The organism is Ruania rhizosphaerae, assembly GCF_009805705.1.
Classification (GTDB): Bacteria; Actinomycetota; Actinomycetes; order Actinomycetales; family Beutenbergiaceae; genus Ruania; species Ruania rhizosphaerae.
Genome location: NZ_VSMB01000006.1, coordinates 175,327 through 196,010 on the forward strand (window position 1 = coordinate 175,327; position 20,684 = coordinate 196,010).

Genomic DNA, 20,684 nt, shown 5'->3' on the forward strand with positions numbered 1-20,684 from the left:
TGTTCGCCGTCGGCGGCTCTTGCTAGGCTGATCCCATCGCGACTGGCGCAGGTGGATCACCACCGGGGAGCGATGCAGAAGACGAGCCTCACGGTCGCCCGCCTGGGCCGCGAGGGACCCGCCGATGCATCCACCTGGAGGATTCATGACCCAGTCCGCCGTGCACCCGTCCACCCCGGTGCGTGACCAGAGCCTCGCCGAACTCGACCCCGAGATCGCCGCCGTCCTCGAGGGGGAGCTGGGCCGCCAGCGCGACACCCTCGAGATGATCGCGAGCGAGAACTTCGTCCCCCGCGCCGTCCTGCAGGCCCAGGGTTCGGTACTCACGAACAAGTACGCCGAGGGCTATCCCGGCAAGCGGTACTACGGTGGCTGCGAGCAGGTTGACATCGCCGAGAACCTCGCCATCGACCGAGCCAAGGCGCTCTTCGACGCCGAGTACGCGAACGTGCAGCCCCACTCGGGAGCGACGGCCAACGCCGCCGTGCTGCACGCCTTGGCCACCCCGGGCGACACCATCCTCGGGCTGTCCCTCGCCCACGGTGGGCACCTCACCCACGGGATGAAGATCAACTTCTCCGGCAAGCTCTACAACGTGGCCGCCTACGGCGTGGATCCCGAGACGCACCGGGTGGACATGGACGCCGTGCGCGAGGCTGCGCTCGAGCACAAGCCGAAGGTGATCATCGCCGGCTGGTCCGCCTACCCGCGCCAACTCGACTTCGCCGCCTTCCGCGAGATCGCCGACGAGGTCGGCGCCTACCTGTGGACCGACATGGCGCACTTCGCAGGCCTGGTGGCAGCGGGGCTGCACCCGAGCCCGGTGCCGCACTCCGACGTGGTTTCCACCACTGTGCACAAGACTCTTGGCGGCCCGCGTTCCGGCCTGATCCTGGCCCGGGACGCCGAGGCCTTCGGCAAGAAGCTGAACTCGGCTGTCTTCCCCGGCCAGCAGGGTGGCCCGCTGATGCACGTGATCGCCGCGAAGGCGGTCGCGCTCAAGGTCGCCGCGGGCGAGGAGTTCAAGGCGCGCCAGGAGCGCACGATCGAGGGTGCGCAGATCCTCGCCGAGCGGCTCACCGGATCCGACGTCGCCGGCGCCGGGGTGTCGGTGCTCACTGGCGGCACCGACGTCCACCTCACCCTGGTGGACCTGCGCGAGTCCGCTCTCGATGGGCAGCAGGCCGAAGACCTGCTCCACACTGCCGGCATCACCGTGAACCGCAACGCCGTGCCGTTCGACCCGCGCCCGCCGCGGGTGACCTCGGGTCTGCGGATCGGTACCCCGGCGCTGGCCTCCCGCGGGTTCGGCGAGACCGAGTTCCGCGAGGTGGCCGACATCATCGCCACCGTGCTCGCAGCCGGCCAGGGCGCGGACATCGAGGCCGCGACGGCACGCGTGAAGGCGCTGACCGACGGCTTCCCGCTGTACCCGGGACTGCAGCAGTGAGCGCGGGCGTGACCGGGCAGAGCGGTGCCCGGATGCTGCCAGGCAAGCCGGTGGCCGAGGCGGTGCTTGCTGACCTCGCGCCACGGATCGAGGCGCTCGTCGCCGCTGGGCACAGGCCAGGGCTGGGCACGATCCTGGTGGGCGACGACTCCGCCTCAGCCGGGTATATCCGGATGAAGCAGGACAAGGCCGCCGAGCTCGGCTTCACCTCCCCGCACATCCACCTGCCGCAGGATGCGACGCAGGCGGACGTGTTGGCGGCGATCGCGGAGATGAACGAGGCAGACGACGTGGACGCGGTGCTCATGCAGCACCCGACCCCGCCGCAGATCGACTTCGATGCTGCGCTGCTCGCCCTCGACCCGGACAAGGACGTGGACGGTCTGCACCCGGTGAACATGGGGCGACTCGCGCTGGGCATGCCCGGTCCGGTTCCGTGTACGCCGGCTGGGATCGAGACGCTGCTGGCGCACTACGAGATCCCGATCGCTGGTCGTGAGGTGTGCATCCTGGGCCGGGGAACCACGCTGGGGCGTCCGCTCGCTCTGCTGCTCTCCCAGAAGCGCCCGACGGCGAACGCGGCCGTGACCGTGGTGCACACGGGTGTTCCGAACTGGGCCGACTACACCCGACGTGCGGAGGTGGTCATCGCCGCGGCCGGCGTGCCGGGCATCCTGCAGCCGGAGCACCTGACGGCGGGGGTCACCGTGGTCGGGGGAGGCGTGCGTTACGAGGGGCGCAAGTTGCTCCCGGATGTGGATGAGGCGTGCGAGGCCGTAGCCGGCGCGATCACACCGCGTGTGGGTGGTGTGGGACCGACGACGATCGCGATGCTGTTCAAGAACGCCGTCGAGGCTGCCGAACGCCGGGCGGGGACCGGCGGTCGGTAAGTACATCGCCGGGCGGGGACCGGCGCTTAGCAGAAATCGCTCGTCGATCTGGTCGCCAGATCGACGAGCGATTTCTGTCTCCGGTGCTGCTCAGCCGAGGAAGCGGATGAGGAGTCTGCGCAGGTCGGCGAGCTCGGCGTGGTCAAGATCGTGCGTGACGAGCCCGGCGATGGCGTCAGGAACGTTGAGTGCAGTGAGTGCGCCGTAGCCCTCGCCGGTGATCTCCACGATGTGCCGGCGGCGGTCATCGGGGTGGGGGGAGCGGCGCACATATCCGGAACGCTCGAGCCCGGCGACGATGCGGCTGGTGGTTTGCTCCGTCACGTCGAGGTGCTCGGCGATCTCCCGCTGGGAGCGCGCCCCGCCGGCGAGGATGGCCAGCACCGGCACCGAGGCGTGGCTGAGTGACCACTGGGCGAGGTAGGCGTCCCAGGCTCGTTCGACTCGTCTCGCTGCGGCAGACAACAACCGCCCGGTGGGCCACGCCTCCGGGGGGTCGGCAACGCCGGGCCCTGGTGTGGGCTCGTCGTGGTCAGGCGGGGACGGGTGGGGCACGGTTCCATCCTGGCACGCAGGGTTGGCCGGGTTGGCCGGGTTGGCTGCGTTAGCCGGGAATCGACTGGCTATCCGCCAGCTCGTGCCGTCGGGGGCGACAAGGCGGTATCCCCGTCACGTTCTCCCGCTTGCGTCGAAGGCGGCACCGTGAGCACAATACTCAGCATGCTGACCAATTCGCGTCGCGGCACCCTGCTTCGCTCTCTTCTCGTCGCGTGCGCCCTCGTGGCCTGGCTGGCGGTCGGTGCCTTCGGTGGGATGGCTCAGGGGCAGCTATCCACCGTGCAGGAGAACGATCCCTCGGTATTCCTGCCCGAGAGCGCCGAGTCCACCCGCGCTTCGGAGATCATCGACGAGTTCTCCGTTGACGAGACCTTCCCAGCGCTGGTGGTCATCGAACGCTCCGACGGAGGCGCCCTCGACCAGGACGATCTCGCGGCTGTCGGTGACATGGCCCAGTCGATCCCGGGGCTCGATCTGCCCGATGGCGGCTCGATTGAGGACTACCTGAGCGCCGAGCAGGTCCCCGCGATCCCGAGCGAGGACGGTGAGGCGGCGCTGCTGCCGGTCTCGCTGGACGCCGCCACGGCCAGTGACCTCATCGAGGAGGAAGACCGGGTCTCGGTCGCCGTCGTGGATCGGCTGCGCGCGGAGGTGAGCCAGACACTGCCCGACGCCGGGCTCGAGGGGTGGGTGACCGGGCCCGCTGCCGGTGCGGCCGACCTGGTCTCCGCCTTCGCCGGCATCGACGGAATCCTGCTCGGCGTAGCACTCGCAGTGGTGTTGGTGATCCTCGCGTTCGTCTACCGCTCGCCGCTGCTGCCGTTCGCGGTGATCCTGACGTCGGTGTTCTCGCTGTGCTTGGCGGCGCTGGTGATCGTGCCGCTCGCCGGGGCGGATGTACTGCTTCTGAACGGGCAGAGTCAAGGCATTCTCTCGATCCTGGTGATCGGTGCGGCCACCGACTACTCGCTGCTGCTGGTGGCGCGCTATCGCGAGGAACTCACCCGCCACGAACATCCCGCCGCAGCGATGCGGGCGGCCTGGCGGGCGACGCTGGAGCCGATCGCTGCCAGCGCCGGCACCGTGATCGTGGGGCTGCTATGCCTGCTGCTCTCGGACCTCGGCTCCAATGCGAGCCTCGGCCCGGTGGCCGCTATCGGCATCGTCGCTGCCGTGTTCGGGGCGCTCACACTGCTGCCGGCGTTGCTGCTCATCCCTGGTTCCAGGGCCAGGGTGATGTTCTGGCCCAAGCGGCCCGTTCTCGACGGCGCAGGTCGCCACCGCGAGCAAGGTTCCCTCGGTCTGTGGGCGCGGGTGGCAGACGTGGTCAGCCGCCGGGCCCGGCGGGTGTGGGTCCTCACGGCGATGGCGCTGCTCGCCCTGGCCGCGTTCGTCCCCACCTTCGACGCCGCAGGCACCAGCGATAACGACGTCTTCCTCAACGAGACCGAGTCGGTCACCGGGGAAGAAGTGCTGGCCGACCACTTCGCTGTCGGGACTGTGCAGCCGGTCGAGATCGTCGCGGACGAGTCGGCTACTGCCGACGTGGTCGCAGCCGCTGAGCAGGTGCCCGGAGTTGTGAGCGCATCGGTGCTCACGGACTCCGACCAAGGGAACTCGGACCAAGGCGGATCACCACCGGGTGGGCCGGACGAGGCAGGATCGGGTGAGGACGGCTCTGGTGAGGGAGCGCCCGCAGAGGGTGAGGCGCTCGTGGTCGAGGGCCGGGTGCTCGTGGAGGTCATCACCTCCGACTCCGCCGAGAGTCAGGAGGTGCTGACCACGGTGACCGCACTGCGGGAGGCGATGGCCGCCGTCGAAGGGGAAACGTTCGTAGGCGGGGCGGCAGCGGAACGCCTGGATACCCAGGAGACCGCGGAGCGGGATCTGCGCACGATCGTGCCGGTCGTGCTCGTGGTGATCGCGCTGATGCTGATGCTGCTGTTGCGTTCGCTCGTGGCGCCACTGGTGCTGCTGGCCGCCAACGTACTCTCCTTCGCTGCCACGATGGGACTGGCGGCGATCGTCTTCAACCATGTGCTCGACTTCCCGGGGGCCGATGCCACCGTGCCGCTGTACGGGTTCGTGTTCCTCGTCGCGCTGGGCATCGACTACTCGATCTTCCTGATGACGCGGGTGCGTGAGGAGTCCTTGCAGCTGGGTACCAGGCAGGGGGTGCGACGGGGCTTGGCAGTGACCGGGGGAGTGATCACCTCCGCCGGACTGGTGCTCGCGGCCACCTTCTCGGCGCTGTGGGTGATCCCGCTGCTGTTCCTCGCGCAACTGGCGTTCATCGTGGCGGTGGGTGTGCTGATCGACACCTTCGTGGTGCGCAGCCTGCTGGTGCCCGGTGTTGTTCACGACCTGGGGCGTCGCTCGTGGTGGCCGTGGGCGAAGCGGGTGCCCTCCGACCCTCAGTGACATCGCACGTCGATACGGTCGCCATATCGACGTGCAATTCTGTGGGTTGGTGGGCTGGGGCGAGGTGTTGGTGGGTGTGTCGGTGGGTCGTGATGGGATGGATCCATGCCGACAACCTCGCTGAGTATCGCCACGTTCAACGTCAACGGGATCCGCGCCGCCTTCCGGCGTGGGATGGACGCATGGTTGGCCAAGCACTCGCCTGATGTGCTCCTCCTGCAAGAGGTGCGCGCCACCGACGAGATCGTTGAGGGCTACCTCGGAGAGGGCTGGCACCTCGCCCACGAAGAGGCCAGTGACAAGGGCCGGGCCGGGGTGGCGATTGCCTCCCGGCTCCCGCTCGACGGCGTCCGGTTCGGTGTGGGCGATCCAGCCGCCCGGGCCGATGGTGAAGTGGGCCGTTGGGTCGAGGCCGACGTGCAGGAGGGGGGCCGGCCGGTCACCGTGATCTCGACCTACATCCACTCCGGGACCGTGGGGACGCCGTCGATGGATGAGAAGTACGCCTTCCTGGACAAGGTGACCGCGCGGATGGGGGAGCTGGCTGAGCAGGGCAGGGCCGCCGTCGTCGCGGGGGACGTGAACATTGGCCACACCGAGCGTGACATCAAGAACTGGAAAGGAAACCGGAAGAACGCAGGGTTCCTGCCCGAGGAGCGTGCCTACCTCGATCGATGGACCGCGGAACTCGGCTGGGTGGACCTCGGGCGGCGTTTCGCCGGGGATGTCGACGGGCCATACACGTGGTGGTCGTGGCGGGGCAAGGCATTCGACAACGACTCCGGCTGGCGTATCGACTACCAGTTCGCCAGCCCCGCGCTTGCGCCGTTCGCGGCTGAGGCGGTGGTGGACCGCGCGCCGGCCTACGACCAGCGGATCTCCGATCATGCGCCACTGCGGGTCAGGTACGAACTCGAGGGGGCAGCGTGAGCGAGTGAGCGTGCTCCGTGTGCGGGGGATGCGTAGACTTCCGGCTCGTGCAGTTCGATACCCGGTTCGCCGCCTATGGCGTGATCATCGAGTCCCGCCGCGGCAGCGAACACATCCTGCTTGCGCTCTGGAACGAGTCCGACCGACCTCGCTGGAGCATGCCCGGGGGTGGAGCGGAACTCACTGAGACCGCCGAGCAGACAATCGTCCGGGAGGTGTGGGAGGAGACTGGCTATACGGTCGAACCAGGCCGGTTGCTCGGCATCGATACGCACCATGTGCCTGCTGAGCGGCGCCTGCACGGTGTCGGCCCGATGAAGGCAGTGCGGGCGATCTACGGGGCCACGATCATCGGTGGCGAACTACGGCACGAGATTGATGGCAGCACCGACGAGGCGCGTTGGATCCCGCTCTCGGACGTGCACACCCTGGACCGGGTGGAACTCGTGGACGTGGCGATCGACCTGTGGCGATCCGAGACGCACTAGACATGTCGCGGTCGGAGCCTCTCGTCTACCGTGGAGGGTGAGCGGAAGGGGCGGACCACCATGTCGGATCAGCTACCCCGCGCACCCGGCGCGGCAAGGGCACGTGCGGATGAGGTGAGTCGGCGTCGGCTCATCGTCCACGCGATCAGGCTCGTGGTACCCGCCATCGGACTCGGTTGGGCACTTGGTCTGATGTTCCTTGCTCCCGACTCCTCAGTGCTTGTCGGGCTCGGGTTGGTGGGGATCATGGCTGCTGCCATCTGCGACGCTCTCCGGCGTCTGCTCCGCGACATGACGGGATATCCCTGGCGAGAACTGAACGTCACAATGTGCGCATGGCTCGCGGTAGCGGGGATCACCGCCGTGGCTGGCTCGGTCACGCAGTTCTGACGACGGGGCTGTTGGGCTCGGATGGCACGAGGCTAGGCGCGGCTCAGGGCGCGTCCTGCTCGTGCTCTGGAACGAGTCAGACCGACCGCTCTGGAACTAGTCCGACCGCGCTGGAGCATGCTCGGCGACGAAACCGACCCGCCGAGATCGCTTCCGCCCGGGCCGGAGTACCGCGCTGGTAGGTGACGACGATCGTCGGTTCCGCGGTGACAGAGCGACAGGCGATGGCGCCTCGGACACCGCTCGACGCGGTAGGCGGTCTTCCGGGTCGGTGGGTGTCAGCCGCTGTCGGTCCGGTGCGTCGGTGACGAGAACTGATGGCGCCTACCCGGCACGAGAACTGATGGTGCCTACCCGGGCTGGAGGCCCGGATCAGTGCGCCGGGCCCGACGCGGTCGCCGTCAGGAACGCCGGCGCACCAAAACCGGCGTCCGCAAAAGCCTGCTTGACCGCCGCCGACACGGCCTCACCGGTACCTGCCTCGATCAGCGCGATCGCAGATCCGCCGAACCCGCCGCCGGTCATCCGGGCGCCCAGTGCGCCAGCCGAGCGAGCGGCCGTCACAGCCACGTCGAGCTCCGCGCACGAGACCTCGTAGTCCTCGGCGAGGGACGCGTGCGAGGCATCCATCAGGGGCCCCACCTCACGAACCCGTCCGGCGTCGAGCAGGGCGACGAACTGCTGCACGCGCTCGATCTCGGTGACAACGTGCCGCACCCGCTTACGCGACTCCTCGTCGGGCAGGGCGGCCAACGCCCCGTCCAGCCGGTCTGGCGAGATTTCCCGCAGTGTCGGCACCTCGAGCGTCTCCGCCGCTGCTTCACAGGTCGCGCGCCGTTGCGCATACTGACCGTCCACGAGGCTGTGCTCTGCTTTGGTGTCGATCACCAGCAGTTCCAGCCCCGCCTCGGTGAGGTCGAACGGGATGTGCCGCACGGACCCGTCCCGGCAGTCCAGGAGCAGCGCGTGACCTTCTCGGGCGCGCAGCGAGGCCGCCTGGTCCATCCCGCCAGTGTTGGCACCGGCGATCTCGTTCTCGGCACGGATGGAGGCGTCTACCAGCTCGACGCGCCCGGAATCCGTGCCGGCGTCCGGGCCCGTCCAGCCCGGCACATCGGCGAACGCGACTGCGAACGCGCACTCCAGTGCCGCCGAAGAGCTCAGCCCCGATCCATACGGGACGCATGAGGCCACCGCAGCGTCGAAACCGCCGACCCGGTGCCCGGCCTGCTCCAGCGCCCAGGCCACCCCGACCGGATACGCTCCCCAGCCCTGAACGGCGCCGGGCGCGACCGCGTCCAACTCGGCCGACCACACGCCAGGCTCCCGCTCGGAGACCAGCTGGGCTGCGCCGTCATCGGTGCGCCGTAGCGCCACGTACGTGCGGTGGGGCAGTGCGATCGGCAGGCACAGGCCACCGTTGTAGTCGGTGTGCTCACCGATGAGGTTCACCCGGCCTGGCGCCGACCACACGCCATCGGGCTCGCCGGTGAAGGTGCCGGCGAAGGTCTGGCGGGCTTGGGCCGCGCCCTCGTCCTCGGTCCAGGCGTGGACGGTGGTGCTCACGCTGTGCCCTCCTCGCGTGCCGCTGCCTCGCTGCGGCAGGTCTCGTTCCTTGCCCTACCTCCGCGGGGGCTCCGCGCGTTCACGAAATCTCCTTGAGCCGGTCGGCAATCTTCTCCGGGGTGGTGTCGCTGATCCAGGCTCCCATTCCGGACTCCGACCCCGCCAGGAACTTCAGCTTTCCGGGCGCGCGGCGGATCGAGAACAGCTGCAGGTGCAGGCGCAGATCGTCCCGGCCGTGGACCACGGGAGCCTGATGCCAGCCGGAGATGTAGGGCAGCGGCATCGGCGTGCCGTCGGCGTCGACGAAGAACTGGTCCAACCGGCGCAGCAGGTTCAGGTATAGCTCGGCGAAGTCGGTGCGTTCGGCGTCGGTGGTGGCGGGCAGGTCCGGTACGTCCCGGCGCGGTGCCACGTGCACTTCGACCGGCCAGCGCGCCGCCGCCGGAACGTAGGCGACCCAGTGCTCGGACTCGCCGACGATCCGCCGTCCCGAAGCCAGCTCGCCCTCGAGCACGTCCTTGAGGAGGTTGCGCCCCGTGCGCTGGCGGTGCGCGACGGCCTGGTGCAGCATCGTCTGGGTCTTCGGGGTGAGGAACGGGTAGGCGTAGATCTGCCCGTGCGGGTGGTGCAGCGTGACGCCGATCTCCGCGCCGCGGTTCTCGAAGCAGTACACCTGCTGCACGCCATCGATCGCGTGCAGTGCCGCAGTCCGGTCCGCCCACGCCTCCACGATGGTGCGCATCCTCGTGGGACTGACTGAGCTCAGCGAGGCGTCGGCGTCCGGGGAGAAGCAGATCACCTCACACCGCCCGACGGCGGGGCGCACCGGGTACAGATCGTTGCCATCGAGGCGGGTGGTCTCGTCCGGTTCGCCGGGGACCCGCATCAGTGACGGGAAGCGGTTCTCGAAGACGACGACGTCATAGTCGGTGGCAGGGATCTCACCGTCGGTGTAGTCGGCGCCGGGCTTGGCCGGGGCGAGCGGATTGGTGTCCGGCCCGGGTAGGAACGTGCGATTCATCCGGTGCGAGGCCATCGGGATCCACTCGCCGGTGAGCACGTCGTAGCGCATCTGCGGGCCGGTGACGGGCTGCGTCGATCCGTCCGGTCCCTCGATCGGGGCGAACCTGTCCGGCAACGGGCGCGGATCGTCCAGGCGGCGGGTGTGCTCGCCCGAGACGTACGGCTCGGAATCGTCGTAGTAGAAAAACTCACGACCGTCGGCCAAGGTGGTGGGTGTGCGGCGCACGCGCGTGGTGCTGAGGTCCGGGAGTCCAGTCACACCACCAGTGTGTCACAAGTTCGCACTAGTTCGCACACAATGTGACATGGCGGTAGGAGGGGATCAGTGGTCAGCGAGGTCGTGCACAATACGACGATGAGGTTCCGGCCGAGTCCCCGACGGAGCGTGCGATGACGCACGGCCAGTCGACGACGATACGCGCGAGCGACCCTGTTGCGTCCGAGACGGCAGCGACGAGCGCTCCCGACCCGACCGTGCCTCCACCGCCGGTCGGGGTCCCCGTCCCACCCGGCCATGTGCGCATCGGCGTCGCCATCCCTGTGCCGGAGCCGTATGCCGCCAGCCTCACCAGGGCGAGGTTGCGTGCCGACGACCCGCTGGCTCGTTCGATTCCCCCGCACATCACGCTGCTGCCTCCCACCGACATCCCGGAGGACGCAATCGCCGACGTACAGGCCCACCTCGCGCGGATCGCCACCGATCAGCGGCCCTTCGTGGTCGAACTCAACGGCACTGACACCTTCCGGCCGGTCTCGCCGGTCGTGTTCGTTCAGCTCAGCACCGGAACCGATGCCTGCGCCGCGTTGCAAGAGGCGGTCAACGACGGGCCGCTGGCACAGCGGCTCCGCTTCCCGTTCCACCCGCACGTCACCCTGGCCCATGCCGTGGACGAGTCCGCCCTGGACGAGGCGGCCGACACCATGGCCGAGTTCGACGCGGTCTTTCCTGTGGCGCACTTCTGTCTCTACGAGCATGGCGAAGACGGCGTCTGGCGCGACGTGTGCACCTACGCCCTGACCTCCTGACGGCGTTCGGGGCACATTCCGGACGACACCGACGGGAACATGCCACGCGGGCCGCGCAGAGCACTCGATGGCGGTGTACCGGTCAGTTCCATTCCTGACAGGTAGATGCATCGTCGGCCCGGTTTCGACATGCTGGACCCATGGCAGGCACGAACACCGGACTGGCAGGCTTCATCGACTGGCTGAAGAAGACCCGCGTGATGCGGGCGCTCTCGAGATACGGGGCAGCCAACGGCAACCTCCTCGCGGGCGGGATCGCGTTCGCCGGGTTGTTCTCGGTGTTCGGTGCCCTCACCATCGCCTACACCGCGTTCATGAAAGTGCTGGGCGGGAACGAGGAGCTGCGTCAGCAGGTGATCGACGCTGCGGCCGAGTCGCTACCCGGACTGATTGAGACCGAGGAATTCGACAGAGGCCTGATCGACCCCGCCAGCCTCGAGTTCGACACCGGCACCGGGATCGCCGGGATCGTCGCCACCCTTGTCCTGATCAACATGGCCTTCCGCGTGCCCGCTGCGCTCCGGTCCTCGATTCGCACCATGTTCGGTCTCGTCTCCCCGCCCGAGCATCCGGTGCTCGGCAAACTGCGCGATGTGCTCGGGTTCGTGGGGCTGGTGCTCTCGGTGATCCTCACCTCCGCCATGGGCATCGCCGCCGGAGCGGCCGGTGAGTGGCTGCTCTCGCTCGCCGGCTGGGAGAGCACCAGCGCCGGGCAGTGGCTGCTGCGCATCTTCGGGCTGGTGATCGTGCTGCTCGTGGACTGGGCCGTGTTCATGTGGGTCTTCCGCACCCTGGCCGGAGTGAGGCCCCCGAGGCACGACCTCGTGCTCGGGGCTCTGCTCGCCGCGATCGGTGCCGGTGCGCTGCGCTACCTCGGCACCTCCGTGGTCGGGGGCAACCTCAGCGAGAACCCGATCTTCGCCTCCGCGGCCGTGCTCGGCACCCTGCTGCTGTGGATCAACCTGGTGGTGCGAGTCACGTTGATCGTGGCGGCGTGGACCGCGAACGCGCCCGCCCACCCCGAGGTGGCGGACGAGATGATCACCCACTTCGACGAGACGCCGAACTACGTCACGCTCAGCGATCCCAGGACCCTCGAGTGGCAGCACGACCCGGTCACCGGGCGGGTGCAGCCCGAGTTCCCGCCACCGCCGGAGCCCTACTGGGGCGGCCTGATCGGCTGGGTCGGGCGCAAGATCAGCGGCGCGCGGCGGGCCTGAGCGTTCGGGCGCGTACGGGTGGGTACGGAATCGACGGCCGTGACCGGTGCCGTGCCACATGAGGCACGGTGTGGCTGAGGATCGTCAGTTCGGTACGGGTGGATAGGCTCGGCCGATGACGCAGTCCTTTCATGCCATCGTGCCTGCCGGGGGAGCAGGGACCCGCCTGTGGCCGCTCTCGCGGCAAGGGAACCCGAAGTTTCTCCACGATCTCACCGGCACGGGCCGCACCCTGATCCAAGGCACCCTGGACCGGCTCGCCCCCCTCAGCGACAGCGTGCTCGTGGTCACCGGCGAGCCTCACGTCGACGCGGTCGCCGACCAGCTGCCCGAGCTCCCCGCCGAGAACGTCCTCGTCGAACCCTCCCCGCGGGACTCCATGGCTGCGATCGGGCTGGCTGCCGCTGTGCTGACCAGGCGCCATCCCGGCACCGACGTGATCCTCGGTTCCTTCGCCGCCGACCACGTCATCACCGATCACGCCGCCTTTGCCGCCGCCGTACGCACTGCCGTGGCCACCGCTGCCGAGGACTATGTGGTCACTATCGGCATCAGGGCCACGGAGCCGTCTACCGCGTTCGGCTACATCCATGTCGGCGATCCGATTGCCACCGGTGCCCACCAGGTGCTCGGCTTCACTGAGAAGCCCGACGCGGAGACCGCCGCCGGGTATCTCGCCACCGGTGCCTACCGGTGGAACGCGGGGATGTTCGTGGTGCGGGCGCGCGTGCTGCTCGACCATCTCGCCCGGCTCCAACCAACCCTCGCAGCCGGGCTGGAGGAGATCGCGGCTGCATGGGACACCGCGGACCGCGACGCCGTCCTCACCCGGCTCTGGCCCACTCTGACGAAGATCGCCATCGACCATGCGATCGCCGAACCTGTGGCCGCGGCCGGGGGAGTGGCCGTGGTGCCGGGCGAGTTCGACTGGGATGACGTCGGCGACTGGCGCTCCCTCGGACGGCTGCTGACCACCGGGGCCGATGGTGTGCGCACGCTCGGTGACCCGCAGGACGTGCTCTCCCTCGATTCGCCAGGATCGGTCGTGGCTCCCACCCCCGGACGGCGCGTGGTGCTCCTCGGGGTGCCGGACGCCGTCGTGGTGGACACCCCGGACGCCCTGTTGGTGACGACCCGCGACCAGGCACAGCGGGTCAAAGACGTGGTCGACCGGCTCGCCTCCGAGGGTGGAAGCCTCATCTGATCGCCGACGGCGCAGGTCACCGCTGCGGGCCCGGCGCCCGGCGCGGTGGTCACCTCGCAGGTACCCTCAGGCAGGTGCACACCAACACCCGCCGGCTCGCCACGATCCTCGACGACCTCGCCCATGAGCTGATCGCGTTCCGCCGAGACGTGCACGCCCACCCCGAGCTTGCTCGCACCGAGAAGCGCACCAGCGACCGGCTCGCCGAACGGTTCGAGCTGGCGGGACTACACGTGCACCGGTTCACCCCGACCGGGCTCGCCGTCGATATCGACCCACCTGGGACCAGCGCGGGACCAGCATCCCGCCGCCATCGCCGCGTGGCGCTGCGGGCCGATCTGGACGCCCTCCCGGTGCAGGAGGCGACGGGCCTGGAGTTTGCGTCGACGGTCCGCGGGGTGAGCCACGCGTGCGGGCACGACGTGCACACCTCCGTGGTGCTCGGCGCGGGCCTGGCTCTCGCCCGGCTCGCCGAGGAAGAGGGGCTCCCCTCCGGTGTGCGGTTGCTGTTCCAGCCGGCCGAAGAACTGCAGCCGGGCGGTGCGCTGGATCTGCTCAAGGCCGGGGCACTCGAAGGCGTCGACCGGATCTTCGCCATCCACTGCGACCCGAAGCTGGACGTGGGGCATGTGGGCACGCGGATCGGTCCGATCACGTCCGCCTCCGACACGGTTTCGGTCACTGTCACCTCCTCCGGCGGGCACACCTCGCGCCCGCACCTGACCTCCGACGTCGTCTACGCCCTCGGGCTGGTGGCCACCACCACCCCGGCAGTGCTGGGCCGGCGCCTGGATCCGCGGGCCGGGGTCAATCTCACCTGGGGCGCGATCAAGGCGGGTACGGCATCGAATGCGATCCCGACCACCGGCACCATCTCGGGGACGCTGCGCTGTCTCGACGTGCGCGCCTGGGATCAGGCCGAGCACCTGCTGCGGGAGGTGGTCGAGCAGATTGTCGCCCCGACCGGGGTGGAGGTGGACGTGCAGATCGTGCGCGGCGTGCCGCCGGTGGACAACGACGGCGAGAGCGTGCGGCTGATGGAGGACGCGGCCGAGGCGATCCTCGGCGAGGACGCGGTGCAGCTCACGGAGCAGTCGCTCGGCGGTGAGGACTTCGGCTGGTACCTCACCCACACCCGGGGGGCGATGGCGCGGCTGGGGACCCGCACCCCTGGCGGACGCAGCTACGACCTGCATCAGCCTGAGCTGATCGTGGACGAGCGAGCGATCGGCGTCGGGGCGAGGTTCCTGGCACAGGTCGCCCTGGACGCAGGCCGTCGATTGCACGAGGATCATGGCGCTACCAGCGAAGTACCAGTTCGATAACAACTGCCTCTGGTATCTCAGCATGTAACACAGCGGTCGGTGTGCCGGGCTATGGTCACAGACAGCCGCTCGGACGGACCGATGCCGAGCCGTCTCTCACAAGGAGTAGCGACGTGAAGAAGACCCTTCCCGCAGCCCTGGTGGCTGCAGCAGCCCTGACCCTCGCCGCCTGTGGCGCCGCGCCCGAGGAGGAGCCCGAGGCCACCGGTGAGGAGACCACCGCGGGGGAGGAGACCGGTGGCGAGAGCACCGACTTCACCGCATGTCTGATCTCTGATGAGGGCGGCTGGGACGACGCTTCCTTCAACGAGTCGGCGTTCAACGGCCTCACTCAGGCCGAAGCCGATCTCGGGATCGAGGTCCGCGATGCCGAGTCCACCGACCCGGGCCAGTACGCCGCCAATGCCGACGCGATGGTGCAGGCCGGATGCTCGCTGACGGTCGGCGTAGGCTTCGCCCTCGAAGACACCATCCAGGAAGTTGCCGAAGCGAACCCGGACCTCAACTTCGCCCTCGTCGACTCCGCGTTCTCGGACGCCGAGTTCAACCCCGTCGAGCTGGACAACGCCAAGCCACTGCTGTTCAACACCCAGGAGGCCGCGTTCCTGGCCGGCTACCTCGCTGCCGGGATGACCGAGACCGGCACCGTGGCCACCTACGGCGGCCAGCCGTTCCCCTCGGTGACGATCTTCATGGACGGCTTCGTCGACGGCGTCGCCGCCTACAACGAGGCGAACGGCACCGACGTCCAGGCGCTGGGCTGGGACAAGGAGGCCCAGAACGGGTCGATGACCGGTGACTTCACGAACACCGAGAACGGCTACAACACCACGCAGCAGTTCATCGCCGACGGCGCCGACATCATCCTCCCGGTGGCCGGTCCCGTGGGATCTGGATCGCTGCGTGCCGCCGCTGAGCACGAGGGCGTCTCGGTGATCTGGGTCGACTCGGACGGGTACGAGCAGCCGGCGAACGCCGACTACCAGCAGCTCATCCTCACCTCAGTGCTCAAGCAGATCCAGACTGCTGTCTACGACACCATCGACGCCTCGGTGGGCGGCGAGTTCTCGGCCGAGCCGTACGTGGGCACCCTGGAGAACGGTGGTGTGGGCCTGGCCCCGTTCCACGACTTCGAGGATGCAGTGCCGGCGGAGCTGCAGGCCGAGATCGAGGACCTGCAGGCGCAGATCATCGCCGGTGAGCTCGAGGTCACCTCGCCCAGCGCCAACTGATCGAATGACAGTGACGCGTGGCCCGGGTGCGAGAGCACCCGGGCCAGGCGTGTCTGCGGTGACGATGCGGGCTAGAGTGCGGCGAGACGGCACCGGCGCCGCAGGAGACAGGAAGGGACGAGATGACGCTCGAGCTTCGCGGGATCACCAAGCGTTTCGGCTCTCTCGTGGCCAACGACCGGATCGATCTCACCTTCGAACCGGGCCGCATCCACGCACTCCTCGGGGAGAACGGCGCCGGTAAGTCCACGATGATGAACGTCCTCTACGGGCTGTACACCCCGGACGAGGGCCAGATCCTCATCGACGGCGAACCCGTGACCTTCCACGGACCCGGAGACGCCATGGCCGCCGGGATCGGCATGGTGCACCAGCACTTCATGCTGATCCCCGTCTTCACCGTCGCCGAGAACGTCGTGCTCGGGCACGAACCCACGGGACCGTTGGGCATCATCGGCCTGGAGCAGGCACGCACCCTGGTGCGGGAGATCTCGGCCCGGTTCGGTTTCGACGTGGACCCGGATGCGAAGATCGAAGATCTGCCGGTCGGGGTGCAGCAGCGGGTGGAGATCATCAAGGCGCTCTCCCGGGACGCGAAGGTGCTGATCCTGGACGAGCCGACGGCGGTGCTCACCCCGCAGGAGACCGACGAGCTGATCGAGATCATGCGTCAGCTGCGGGACTCCGGCACGGCCATCGTGTTCATCACGCACAAGCTGCGGGAGGTGCGCGCCGTCGCCGACGAGATCACTGTGATCCGGCGAGGGAAGGTTGTTGGTACGGCCTCGCCGACCGACTCCCAGGCCGAGCTCGCGTCACTGATGGTGGGCCGGGATGTCTCGCTCGGTGTCGAGAAGGGTCCAGCCGAGCCGAACGAGCAGGCTCTGGAGGTTGCCGGTCTCAGCGTCCTGGACGCTGTGGGTTCGCCCGTGGTGCGGGACGTGTCGTTCACTATCCGGGGCGGTGAGGTGCTCGCCGTGGCCGGTGTGCAGGGCAACGGGCAGTCCGAGCTCGCTGAGGTGCTCCTCGGGCTACGTAAGGCCACCGCAGGCTCGATCACCCTGGACGGGACCGAGCTGCTGGGCAAGAGTGTGGATCAGGTGCTGCGCGCGGGTGTGGGATTCGTACCCGAGGACCGCAGCAAGGACGGACTCATCTCCTCGTTCTCGATCATCGAGAACTTCGTGCTGGACCAGTACGCCCAAGAGCCCTACGCGAAGGGTCCGGCGATGCAGTTGGGCGTCGGGCGGCAGAAGACAGCCGAGGCTGTTGAGGCCTTCGATGTCCGCACCACCTCGATCGACGATCCGGTCAGCACGCTCTCGGGCGGGAATCAGCAGAAGGTCGTCCTCGCCCGGGAGATGTCCCGCCCGCTGCGGCTGTTCGTCGCCTCCCAACCCACCCGCGGCCTCGATGTGGGATCGATCGAGTTCGTCCACCAGCGCATCATTGCCGAGCGCGACGCAGGAACCCCGGTGCTCATCGTGTCCACGGAGCTCGATGAAGTGCTCTCCATCGCCGACCGGATCGCCGTGATGTACCGCGGGTCGATCGTCGGCATCGTCGAGGCCGGCACCGATCGCGACGTGCTCGGATTGATGATGGCGGGCGTGCCACCCGAGGAGGCACGGCAGGAGGCCGTGGAGCACCCGACGGCGATGCACGAGGTCGAGGGCGAGGAACCGAGTTGAGCGAGAACAACGACGGGCGCGAGAAGCCTGAGAGGACGGGTGCGCAGCCGGACGCGGCGCAGCCGGATGCCGACGCACCCTCCCAGGCAGCCGCGCCCCAGCAGCCTGAAGCGCACACGGAAGCCGAGCCTGATGGCAGGGGGCCCGAGGACTCCGGTCGTGCCCGTCGGGCCGCCCAGGCCCCGGCCGTTCCGGACACCTCACCGCGACCGCACCCGGTGGACGACGGGCCGACGAGCAGCCAAGCACGCTGGGCGACGTTCCGGCACGAGATGCTCACTGGCAGCTGGCTCCTGACGCTACTGGCGATCGTCGCAGCCCTGGTGATCAGCTCGGTCCTGATCGCGGTGGCCGATGCCGATGTCCGCGCCTCGGCCGGGTACTTCTTCGCCCGCCCCGCCGATCTGCTCTCCGCCGCGTGGTCGAGCATCGCCGGCACCTACGTCGCTCTGTTCCGGGGCTCGGTCTTCGACTACACGGTGCTCACGGGCGGCGGGGTGGCCGAACTGGGCCGTGCGATCTCGCCGCTGACGAAGACGATGGTGGAGGCGACCCCACTGATCCTGGCGGCACTGGGCATCGGGATCGGGTTCCGATCCGGGCTGTTCAACATCGGCGCTCAGGGGCAGGTCCTCATGGGGGCCGCAACCGCCTCCCTCGTGGGATTCACGTTCGTCCCGCCCGGCACCGGCCCCTTCTCCTCCCTGCTGCACCTGGTACTGGCCCTGGGTGCGGCGGTGCTCGTCGGTGGGTTGTGGGCGGGGATCGCCGGCATCCTCAAGGCCCGCACCGGCGCCAACGAGGTGATCGTGACGATCATGCTGAACTGGATCGCCACCTACCTCGTGGCCTACCTGCTCACCACTGCGGTGTACCGAGTGCAGGCCAACCGCCCGATCGCACCGCACGTGGCCGAGACTGCCGAGCTGCCTTCACTCCTCGGCAGCTGGTCGCCGCTGCACTGGGGCTTCCCCCTCGCACTGCTCGCCGCCCTCGGCGTGTGGTGGCTCATGGAGCGTTCGACGATCGGCTTCCAGTTCCGGGCGGTCGGGGCGAACATGCACGCTGCCCGCACCGCCGGCATCTCCGTCAACCGGGTATTCGTGATGGTGATGGTCACCGCCGGTATGCTCGCCGGCGCCGGTGGAGCGATGCAGATCCTCGGTGTCGAGGGCACCTTTCGCGCCAGCAGTGCGGGCACGATCGGCTTCGATGCGATCACTGTGGCGTTGCTCGGGCGCAACCGCTCCGGCGGGATCGTCGCCGCGGCGATGCTCTTCGGGGCGTTGCGCGCGGGCGCCGCTCTGATGCAGACCGTGGCCGACACCCCGGTCGACATCATCCTCGTGATCCAGGCGGTGATCGTGTTGTTCATCGCGGCTCCGCCGCTCGTGCGGACGCTGTTCAGGCTGCCCGATCCGCAGCGCACGCGAGTCGCGGCCCGTGCGAAGGAGGCCACCAGATGAGTGTCAGCGCTCCTACCCGCCCGACGCGCGATCCCGTCCTTCTTGCCCCGATCTCCTGGCGCACGCCCATCATCATGACTGTGCTGGCGGCGCTCGCGTTGTTCGGGTTCGCGCTGTTCACACCGGCTGGGCTCGAGTCGACGATCGAACTCACTGGTGCGAGCGCCGCGTGGCAGTTGCCAGACCTGGTGATCGGCTCCCGCGCGGCGGCTCTGGCGCTGGTTCTGGTGGCGTTCGCCCTGGCTGGGCTGAGCTTCTGGACCGCGCAGAACCGTCGTCGCTCGATGGCCGTGCCGGTGGTGTTCGGGATCTGCCTGGTGTTCGCGTTCCTGATCTGGGCCGTGGCCGGGAATGCCTCTGGTCTCCCCTTGCCGTTCCTGCTCAGCACGGCCATGACGGCGGCGCTGCCGCTGATCTTCGGCGCATTCGCCGGGCTCCTGTGCGAGCGTTCCGGCGTCATCAACATCGCGATCGAGGGGCAGCTGCTCGCCGGTGCCTTCCTCACCGCCGTCCTGGCGACTGTGGCCGGCAACGCCTACGTCGGGCTGATCGCCGCCCCGGTTGGCGGTGCCCTCGTGGGACTGATTCTCGCTGTCTTCTCCATCAAGTACCGGGTGGATCAGATCATCGTCGGCGTGGTGGTCAACGTGTTGGTGCTGGGGCTGACCAGCTACCTGTTCTCCACGGTGCTCTCTGACGATCCGCTGCGTCTGAACAACCCTCCGCAGCTGCCTGCATTGCGTATCCCGTTGCTGGCGGACATTCCGGTGGTCGGTGAGGCCCTCTTCAACCAGAACATCATCGTCTACGCCATGTACGCGGCCGTGGTGGCCCTGCACATCGGCCTGTTCCGCAGCCGCTGGGGACTGCGCGTGCGGGCCGTGGGTGAGCACCCGAAGGCAGCCGACACGGTCGGTATCGACGTCAACCGCACCCGCTATCGCAACGTCGTCTTCGGCTCCGCCGTGGCAGGTTTCGGCGGTGCGTCGATGGTGGCGGCCGGGCTGGCGTTCACCAAGGAGGTCACCGAGGGGCGCGGCTACATCGCGCTGGCCGCGATGATCCTCGGCCGGTGGAGCCCCACGGGGGCGCTCGCCGCCGCCCTGCTGTTCGGCTTCGCCGACTCCCTGAACCGGGTGCTGAACAACATCGGCTCTCCGGTGCCGTACGAGATCCTCGCCATGCTGCCCTATCTGGCCACGATCTTCGCGGTGGCCGGCCTGGTCGGGCGGGTGCGCCCGCCGGCGGGCGCAGGGAAGGCCTACCCCTCATGACGGCGGAGCCTCCCGGCGAGGTGACCTCACCCGGCGGGGGGAGGGACGCCGTCGACTGGGACGCGTTGCGGGAGGCAGCCCAGCAGGTGATGCGGCGTGCCTACGTGCCCTACTCGCGCTATCCGGTCGGGGCGGCGGCGCTCACGGACGCAGGGGACGTCGTCGTGGGCTGCAATGTGGAGAACGCCGCGTACGGGGTGACCCTGTGCGCGGAGTGCTCGCTGGTGTCGGCACTGATCACCGGGGGCGGTGGTCGACTGGTGGCCTTCACGTGCGTCGACTCGCGCGGAGAGCAGATCATGCCGTGCGGGCGCTGCCGGCAGCTGCTGTGGGAGCACGGCGGCCCGGAATTGCTCGTCGATTCGGTGGCCGGGATCTGCACGATGAACGAGGTGCTCCCGGGCGCCTTCGGGCCCGAGGACTTGGGCCGGGGCCAGCGCGAGACCTGAGCCCACCGAAATCCGTCGTCGATCTGGTCGCCCACGGTAGCCAAATCGACGAGGGATTCCGGACCGATGCGAATCGCTCGT

The 20,684-nt window shown here is 68.9% G+C and carries 18 protein-coding genes and 1 riboswitch; of the genes, 15 read left to right on the forward strand and 3 right to left on the reverse strand.

Annotation, left to right across the window (positions count from 1 at the left end):
* The first annotated feature begins 28 nt into the window (after positions 1-28).
* A riboswitch (ZMP/ZTP riboswitch) is annotated at positions 29-115 on the forward strand.
* A 30-nt stretch (positions 116-145) separates the two neighbouring features.
* Both glyA and FV560_RS10720 read left to right on the forward strand, forming a co-directional pair.
* Positions 146-1,450, forward strand: coding sequence for a serine hydroxymethyltransferase (gene glyA, locus FV560_RS10715; RefSeq protein WP_159621519.1), 1,305 nt, complete (start codon positions 146-148; stop codon positions 1,448-1,450).
* 8 nt (positions 1,451-1,458) lie between these two features.
* Positions 1,459-2,340 (forward strand): bifunctional 5,10-methylenetetrahydrofolate dehydrogenase/5,10-methenyltetrahydrofolate cyclohydrolase, encoded by an 882-nt coding sequence (locus FV560_RS10720; RefSeq protein ID WP_235020062.1) that lies wholly within the window; start codon positions 1,459-1,461, stop codon positions 2,338-2,340.
* 90 nt (positions 2,341-2,430) lie between these two features.
* On the opposite strand, the gene FV560_RS10725 is transcribed toward FV560_RS10720, so the two are convergent.
* A complete protein-coding gene (locus FV560_RS10725) occupies positions 2,431-2,895 on the reverse strand; it encodes a MarR family winged helix-turn-helix transcriptional regulator (protein ID WP_159621520.1) in 465 nt (154 codons plus the stop codon).
* 165 nt (positions 2,896-3,060) lie between these two features.
* Here FV560_RS10725 and FV560_RS10730 point away from each other — a divergent pair, with 165 nt between their 5' ends.
* From FV560_RS10730 to FV560_RS10745, 4 genes are all read left to right on the forward strand, one after another.
* Positions 3,061-5,319, forward strand: a complete 2,259-nt coding sequence (locus FV560_RS10730) for an MMPL family transporter (protein ID WP_200837612.1) — start codon at positions 3,061-3,063, stop codon at positions 5,317-5,319.
* Between the two features lie 105 nt (positions 5,320-5,424).
* The gene (locus FV560_RS10735) at positions 5,425-6,249 is read left to right on the forward strand and encodes an exodeoxyribonuclease III (protein WP_159621522.1); all 825 of its coding nucleotides are present in this window, start codon (positions 5,425-5,427) and stop codon (positions 6,247-6,249) included.
* A gap of 47 nt (positions 6,250-6,296) precedes the next feature.
* Positions 6,297-6,737 (forward strand): NUDIX hydrolase, encoded by a 441-nt coding sequence (locus tag FV560_RS10740; protein WP_159621523.1) that lies wholly within the window; start codon positions 6,297-6,299, stop codon positions 6,735-6,737.
* 192 nt (positions 6,738-6,929) lie between these two features.
* Positions 6,930-7,127 (forward strand): hypothetical protein, encoded by a 198-nt coding sequence (locus tag FV560_RS10745; protein WP_159621524.1) that lies wholly within the window; start codon positions 6,930-6,932, stop codon positions 7,125-7,127.
* A gap of 372 nt (positions 7,128-7,499) precedes the next feature.
* On the opposite strand, the gene galK is transcribed toward FV560_RS10745, so the two are convergent.
* Both galK and galT read right to left on the reverse strand, forming a co-directional pair.
* Positions 7,500-8,693, reverse strand: coding sequence for a galactokinase (gene galK, locus FV560_RS10750; protein WP_159621525.1), 1,194 nt, complete (start codon positions 8,691-8,693; stop codon positions 7,500-7,502).
* A gap of 79 nt (positions 8,694-8,772) precedes the next feature.
* Positions 8,773-9,975, reverse strand: a complete 1,203-nt coding sequence (galT, locus tag FV560_RS10755) for a galactose-1-phosphate uridylyltransferase (RefSeq protein ID WP_159621526.1) — start codon at positions 9,973-9,975, stop codon at positions 8,773-8,775.
* Between the two features lie 131 nt (positions 9,976-10,106).
* Here galT and FV560_RS10760 point away from each other — a divergent pair, with 131 nt between their 5' ends.
* The 9 genes from FV560_RS10760 (at position 10,107) to FV560_RS10800 (ending at position 20,603) form a co-directional block, all read left to right on the forward strand.
* Complete coding sequence (locus FV560_RS10760; protein ID WP_159621527.1) at positions 10,107-10,742, forward strand: 2'-5' RNA ligase family protein; 636 nt, start codon at positions 10,107-10,109, stop codon at positions 10,740-10,742.
* 140 nt (positions 10,743-10,882) lie between these two features.
* Entirely contained in the window at positions 10,883-11,962 is a 1,080-nt protein-coding gene (locus tag FV560_RS10765) for a YihY/virulence factor BrkB family protein (protein ID WP_159621528.1), read from the forward strand.
* Positions 11,963-12,077: 115 nt separating this feature from the next.
* On the forward strand, positions 12,078-13,166 hold the full coding sequence (locus FV560_RS10770) for a mannose-1-phosphate guanylyltransferase (RefSeq protein WP_159621529.1): 1,089 nt from the start codon (positions 12,078-12,080) through the stop codon (positions 13,164-13,166).
* Positions 13,167-13,240: 74 nt separating this feature from the next.
* A complete protein-coding gene (locus tag FV560_RS10775) occupies positions 13,241-14,491 on the forward strand; it encodes an amidohydrolase (RefSeq protein WP_159621530.1) in 1,251 nt (416 codons plus the stop codon).
* Positions 14,492-14,604: 113 nt separating this feature from the next.
* Positions 14,605-15,723: a BMP family lipoprotein gene (locus FV560_RS10780; protein ID WP_159621531.1), complete on the forward strand. Its 1,119-nt coding sequence runs from the start codon at positions 14,605-14,607 to the stop codon at positions 15,721-15,723.
* A gap of 122 nt (positions 15,724-15,845) precedes the next feature.
* Positions 15,846-17,414, forward strand: a complete 1,569-nt coding sequence (locus FV560_RS10785) for an ABC transporter ATP-binding protein (protein ID WP_159621532.1) — start codon at positions 15,846-15,848, stop codon at positions 17,412-17,414.
* Positions 17,411-18,880 carry an ABC transporter permease gene (locus FV560_RS10790; protein WP_235020063.1) on the forward strand — a complete coding sequence of 490 codons (1,470 nt, stop codon included), beginning with the start codon at positions 17,411-17,413 and terminating at the stop codon, positions 18,878-18,880. Before FV560_RS10785 ends, FV560_RS10790 begins: the two co-directional genes overlap by 4 nt.
* Positions 18,877-20,154, forward strand: coding sequence for an ABC transporter permease (locus FV560_RS10795; protein ID WP_159621533.1), 1,278 nt, complete (start codon positions 18,877-18,879; stop codon positions 20,152-20,154). Before FV560_RS10790 ends, FV560_RS10795 begins: the two co-directional genes overlap by 4 nt.
* Positions 20,151-20,603 carry a cytidine deaminase gene (locus FV560_RS10800; RefSeq protein ID WP_159621534.1) on the forward strand — a complete coding sequence of 151 codons (453 nt, stop codon included), beginning with the start codon at positions 20,151-20,153 and terminating at the stop codon, positions 20,601-20,603. The genes FV560_RS10795 and FV560_RS10800 overlap by 4 nt, the downstream gene beginning before the upstream one ends.
* The last annotated feature ends 81 nt before the right edge of the window (positions 20,604-20,684 follow it).